Raw genomic sequence first — 4,695 nt, forward strand, 5'->3', positions numbered from 1 at the left:
TGGAGCCGCTGGACCCGGTGGCCGGCCACATCCCCGGCGCATTGAACCGCCCATTCAGCCAGAATCTGGGCCCCGATGGCAAATTCAAGCCCTCAACGCAACTCAGAGCCGAATTTGAAGCTCTGCTGGGCGGGCGCGATCCAGCCTCCGTGGTGCACCACTGCGGTAGCGGCGTCAGTGCCGTGCCCAACCTGATCGCCATGGAGGTAGCGGGTTTGGGTCCCACGGCACTTTATGCCGGAAGCTGGAGCGACTGGTGCAGCGACCCGAGCCGGCCGGTGGCGCAGGGCTGAACGGCCAAAGACCGGTCCGCCCTCGGGACAACTCAGGTCAGCACAACTTGGTTGTTGGGGGCACTGGCTCCCGTCGCAGGCGCTGTCATGCCCGAGCCCATGGTGCCGCGCCCGCCGGTACGCCCATGGGTTCGTCGGGATTGGTGGCCATGGCATTTTTTCAGGGTTTGATGCTGGCCGGACTGGGCTGGCTGGGCGGCTCTGACAGTTCAGGCCGTTGAGGCAAATCCCGGATCATGGCTTCGCCCTCCTCGTCCCGACCATCCGAGGGCAAGTCGGGCTCCAGGCGTAATTCTGGCTCCTCATTGGCAGGGAATTGCTGGGGCGGTACCGGAGCGGATGTCGCGCCATGCCCAGGCTGCTCTTTGGCCGTGTTGAGGTGCGCGGGCTCGGTGGAAATGTCTTTGCCCGACGTCTGTGCGGGCAGGGACGCAAAAAGAAGTTCTGGGGCCGAAGCGGGTGAAACGTTCGGATTCATGGCGGGATTGCCTTTCGTGTCGGTGGGGAATTTGTGGGGCCAAGCCGATCTTCCTGCGCGCCTCATAGAACGTTTATAGGCCGCCAGGCACTGCTTCTGTAAGACGCTGACTGACAGCAGGCTGCAAGGGCCTGGCGCTGGTTTCAATGCAATCTGGCTCTGGCGCAATAGAGACGGTCGCAAGCTGCTATAAAAATAGCATCATTCCAGTTTTAGCCCTACACGAAAAGAGTGGTGCTACCATTTACTGAAACTGGTTTCAGCCATCCGCTACAAAAGTAACGCGATCTTGTTTTATCCCTGTGCCTTCACATGCCCGCCAAAACCCCCAAGCGCTCATCGACTCTTGCCCTTCCTGCCACCCGCACCACCATTGCGGATGTGGCGCGTGAAGCCGGCGTTTCCAAGGCCACCGTATCCCGCTTCCTGAACCACCGCGAGACGCTGCTCACCACAGACATTGCAACGCGGGTCGAAGTCGCCATCGCCGCGCTGGCCTACAGTCCGAGTCCGATGGCGCAGGCGCTCAAGCGGGGCCGCTCGCGGCTGATTGGCCTGGTCGTGGCCGACGTGAGCAATCCCTTTTCGGTGGCCGTGCTGCGCGGTGCCGAAAAAGCCTGCCAGGAAGCCGGCTACCTGCTCATGCTCTTCAACCTCGGCAACGACAGCCGGCGCGAAAGTGAAGCCATCAAAGCACTCACGGCTTATCAGGTGGAAGGCTTGATCCTGAACACGCTGGGCCGTGATGCCGGTGCGGCCGCAGATGCCGCGCGCCACGGCAAGCCGGTGGTACTGGTGGACCGACGCCATAGCGACATGCAGGCCGACTTTGTCTCGCTCGACAACGTCGGTGCCGTACGCCTGGGCGCCAGCCATTTGGTGGAGGCGGGCTACCGCGAGCTGCTGTTTGTCTCGGAGCCTATCAGGGACGTGAGCTCACGCCTGGAGCGCGAAGCCGCATTTCGCAGCTTTATCAGCGAGTCTGCCACGCACACGGATAGCACGCCCGGCCTTCAAGGCCGCACGTTCGAAGCCACGGAGGAAGATACCGAAGGGCTGGACAACGCGCTGCGCAGCTTGCGCCAGCGCGCCGGCAAGCGCCGGCCCGGCGTGATCACCAGCAACGCCGTGGTCACCTTGCGGGTGGTGGCGGCCATGGCGCGTCTGGGCTGGCGTTTTGGCGCCGACCTGGGGCTGGTGGGGTTTGACGAAACCGAATGGTCGCCTTATGTGGGCCCGGGCCTGAGCACCATCGCCCAGCCCACCGACGAGCTGGGACGGCTCGCCGCCGGCTGCCTGATCGAGCGACTCAAAGGGCTGGACCTGCCGCCGCGCCAGATACTGCTGTCCGGCCGGCTGGTGCCGCGCGGCTCATCCGTTCCCACACCTTAAGACCCAGGGCAGACCCTAGGGTTTTCCATGATTACAGGGCATGCATTGATGCTTTTATAATTCTATGAAACCGGTTTCAGCGCTTATCTAAAAAGTTTCACGGAACCCAAAGCCTCAGGAAATTTTGTACCCGCAACAGTGATTCACAAGTGCTTGCGCCTGTCCCGGCACCGACACCCTTCCATGAACTACACATTTCAATTCGGTGACGTCTTTGCAGCCTGGCCGCTGCTTCTCAAAGGCACCTGGAGCACCCTCCAGCTGTCGATACTGGCCATGCTGATCGGGCTGGTGGTGGCCATCCTGTGTGCCTGGGGCAAAACCGCTGGCCCAAAACCCTTGCGCTTCCTGATCAACGCCTACATCGAACTGATCCGCAACACGCCGTTTCTGGTGCAGCTGTTCTTTTTCTTTTTTGCGCTGCCCGCGCTGGGTTTGCGCTGGTCGGCCTACACCGCGGCGCTCACCGCGATGGTGGTGAACCTGGGCGCCTACGCCACCGAAATCATCCGCGCCGGGATCGAATCCATACCCAAAGGCCAGATAGAAGCGGGCCTGGCGCTCAACCTCAAGCGCTACGAAATATTCCGCTTTGTGATTTTGAAACCCGCGCTGCGCGCCGTGTACCCGGCACTCACCAGCCAGTTCATTTTGCTCATGCTCAGCTCCGCCGTGGTGTCGGCCATTTCAGCGGACGACCTGACCTCGGTTGCTGCCAACCTGCAGTCGCAAACCTTTCGCAGTTTTGAGATTTACATCGTCGTCGCCGGGATCTACCTGCTCCTGGCGCTTTCGTTTTCAGCGCTGTTCCGGGCCATCTTCCGGATTAGCCTCAACTACCCGGACCGTCGCTAATGCGTACCTTCGGCCTTCCTGAGTTCCTGTTCATCCTCGAAGCGGCCAAGTGGACCGTGGCGCTGTCGATGATTGCCTTCATTGGGGGCGCCATCGGCGGCTTGGTCATTGCACTGAGCCGTACCTCGGACAGCCCCGTGGCACGGTGGCTGTCGGGGGCCTTCATCCAGATTTTCCAGGGCACACCGCTGCTGCTGCAGCTGTTTCTGGTCTTCTTTGGCGCGCCGGTGCTGGGCTTTGAGATCAACCCCTGGGTGGCGGCGGGCGTGGCACTCATTCTTAACAGCAGCGCCTTCCTCGGTGAAATCTGGCGCGGCTGCATTCAGGCGATTCCGGCCGGCCAACTCGAAGCGGCGCAGGCGCTCAGCCTGTCCTACATCGCACGCATGCGCGACGTCATATTGCCGCAGGCCTTCAAAATCGCGCTGGCGCCCACCGTCGGCTACATGGTGCAGATCATCAAGGGCACCTCGCTCGCGGCCATCATCGGCTTTGCCGAAATCACCCGCGCCGGGCAGATCATCAACAACGCCACCTTCCAGCCGCTCATCGTGTTCAGCGTGGTCGCGGCCATCTATTTTGCGCTGTGCTGGCCCCTGTCTTTTCTGGCCGCGCGCATGGAACGCCGGCATGCCGCGGCGCTTGCACGCTAAGCCCGCGCACCACCTTCACCCTGTCTTTTTTCACCACCAACCGGAGACTCACCATGATCAAGCATCTGCAACGCCGTGTATTCACGGGCACCGCCCTGGCTCTGGGCCTGGCCGCCACCCTGTCTGCGTGGGTTCCCGCCGCCAGCGCACAGACGGTGGCCGACATCAAAAAGAAAGGCGAGTTGACCATTGGCATGCTGGTTGACTTCCCCCCTTACGGCACCATGAACAGCAGCAACCAGCCTGACGGCTACGACGCCGATGTGGCCCGCCTGATGGCCAAGGACCTGGGCGTCAAGCTCAACCTGGTGCCCGTGACCGGCCCCAACCGCATTCCGTTCCTGCTGACCAACAAGGTGGACCTGCTGGTCGCCTCGCTAGCCGTGACACCCGAGCGCGCCAAGCAGGTCCAGTTCTCCAAGCCCTATGCCGCCGCCAGCATTGTTTTGTATGGTGACAAAAAAGCCAGCATCAAGGGCGCAGCCGACCTGAAAGGCAAACGCGTCGGCGTCGCACGCGCCAGCACCCAGGACGTGGCCCTGACCGCCATCGCCCCCGAGGGCACCGAGATCCGCCGCTTCGACGACGACGCATCGGCCATGCAGGCATTGATGTCGGGCCAGGTCGATGCCATCGGCTGCTCGACCACGGTGGCCGCGCAGATCGACAAGCGCGCCCCTGCCAACACTTACGAAAACAAGTTTTTGCTGCGCCAGCAGGTCATGGCCGTGGCCATGCGCCCCGGCCAGGCCGAACTGCTGACGACGGTGGACGATTTCGTGGCCCGCAACACCGCCAACGGCGAGCTCAACAAGCTGTACCGAAAATGGCTGGAAACCGACCTGCCGAAAATGCAATAAATCCGGGAAATTGCTTTCATGACAGACACCATGCAATCCTCAAGCGCATTGGCCGCTGGCGCCGAGCCCATCATCCGCATCGAAGCGGTGGACAAGTGGTTCGGCAAGTTCCAGGTGCTGACCGACATCAACCTGAGCGTGGCGGCCGGGGAACGCATTGTGGT

General features: G+C 62.0%; 6 protein-coding genes and 1 pseudogene. 6 read left to right on the forward strand and 1 reads right to left on the reverse strand.

Annotated features, from left to right (window positions below):
• On the forward strand, positions 1-293 hold a 293-nt coding region (locus Q8K05_RS01740), incomplete at its 5' end, for a sulfurtransferase (RefSeq protein WP_305244823.1).
• 160 nt (positions 294-453) lie between these two features.
• Here the strand turns inward: Q8K05_RS01740 and Q8K05_RS01745 are convergent.
• Positions 454-771 carry a hypothetical protein gene (locus Q8K05_RS01745; RefSeq protein ID WP_305244824.1) on the reverse strand — a complete coding sequence of 106 codons (318 nt, stop codon included), beginning with the start codon at positions 769-771 and terminating at the stop codon, positions 454-456.
• A 312-nt stretch (positions 772-1,083) separates the two neighbouring features.
• Here Q8K05_RS01745 and Q8K05_RS01750 point away from each other — a divergent pair, with 312 nt between their 5' ends.
• From Q8K05_RS01750 to glnQ, 5 genes and pseudogenes are all read left to right on the forward strand, one after another.
• On the forward strand, positions 1,084-2,163 hold the full coding sequence (locus Q8K05_RS01750) for a LacI family DNA-binding transcriptional regulator (RefSeq protein WP_305244825.1): 1,080 nt from the start codon (positions 1,084-1,086) through the stop codon (positions 2,161-2,163).
• Between the two features lie 183 nt (positions 2,164-2,346).
• Positions 2,347-3,018: an amino acid ABC transporter permease gene (locus Q8K05_RS01755; protein ID WP_305244826.1), complete on the forward strand. Its 672-nt coding sequence runs from the start codon at positions 2,347-2,349 to the stop codon at positions 3,016-3,018.
• Positions 3,018-3,671 (forward strand): amino acid ABC transporter permease, encoded by a 654-nt coding sequence (locus tag Q8K05_RS01760; RefSeq protein WP_305244827.1) that lies wholly within the window; start codon positions 3,018-3,020, stop codon positions 3,669-3,671. The genes Q8K05_RS01755 and Q8K05_RS01760 overlap by 1 nt, the downstream gene beginning before the upstream one ends.
• 53 nt (positions 3,672-3,724) lie before the next feature.
• The gene (locus Q8K05_RS01765) at positions 3,725-4,531 is read left to right on the forward strand and encodes a transporter substrate-binding domain-containing protein (RefSeq protein ID WP_305244828.1); all 807 of its coding nucleotides are present in this window, start codon (positions 3,725-3,727) and stop codon (positions 4,529-4,531) included.
• 18 nt (positions 4,532-4,549) lie between these two features.
• Positions 4,550-4,695, forward strand: a pseudogene (gene glnQ, locus Q8K05_RS01770) (glutamine ABC transporter ATP-binding protein GlnQ); the annotation flags it as partial.

It is taken from the genome of Polaromonas sp. (assembly GCF_030682935.1).
GTDB lineage: Bacteria > Pseudomonadota > Gammaproteobacteria > Burkholderiales > Burkholderiaceae_C > Polaromonas.

What these genes read in the sequence shown, in the direction of transcription:
- Q8K05_RS01750 (WP_305244825.1), top strand. Translation starts at nt 1,084, where the DNA reads ATGCCCGCCAAAACCCCCAAGCGCTCATCGACTCTTGCCCTTCCTGCC.
- Q8K05_RS01760 (WP_305244827.1), top strand. Translation starts at nt 3,018, where the DNA reads ATGCGTACCTTCGGCCTTCCTGAGTTCCTGTTCATCCTCGAAGCGGCC.
- Q8K05_RS01745 (WP_305244824.1), bottom strand. Translation starts at nt 771, where the DNA reads ATGAATCCGAACGTTTCACCCGCTTCGGCCCCAGAACTTCTTTTTGCG.
- Q8K05_RS01765 (WP_305244828.1), top strand. Translation starts at nt 3,725, where the DNA reads ATGATCAAGCATCTGCAACGCCGTGTATTCACGGGCACCGCCCTGGCT.
- Q8K05_RS01755 (WP_305244826.1), top strand. Translation starts at nt 2,347, where the DNA reads ATGAACTACACATTTCAATTCGGTGACGTCTTTGCAGCCTGGCCGCTG.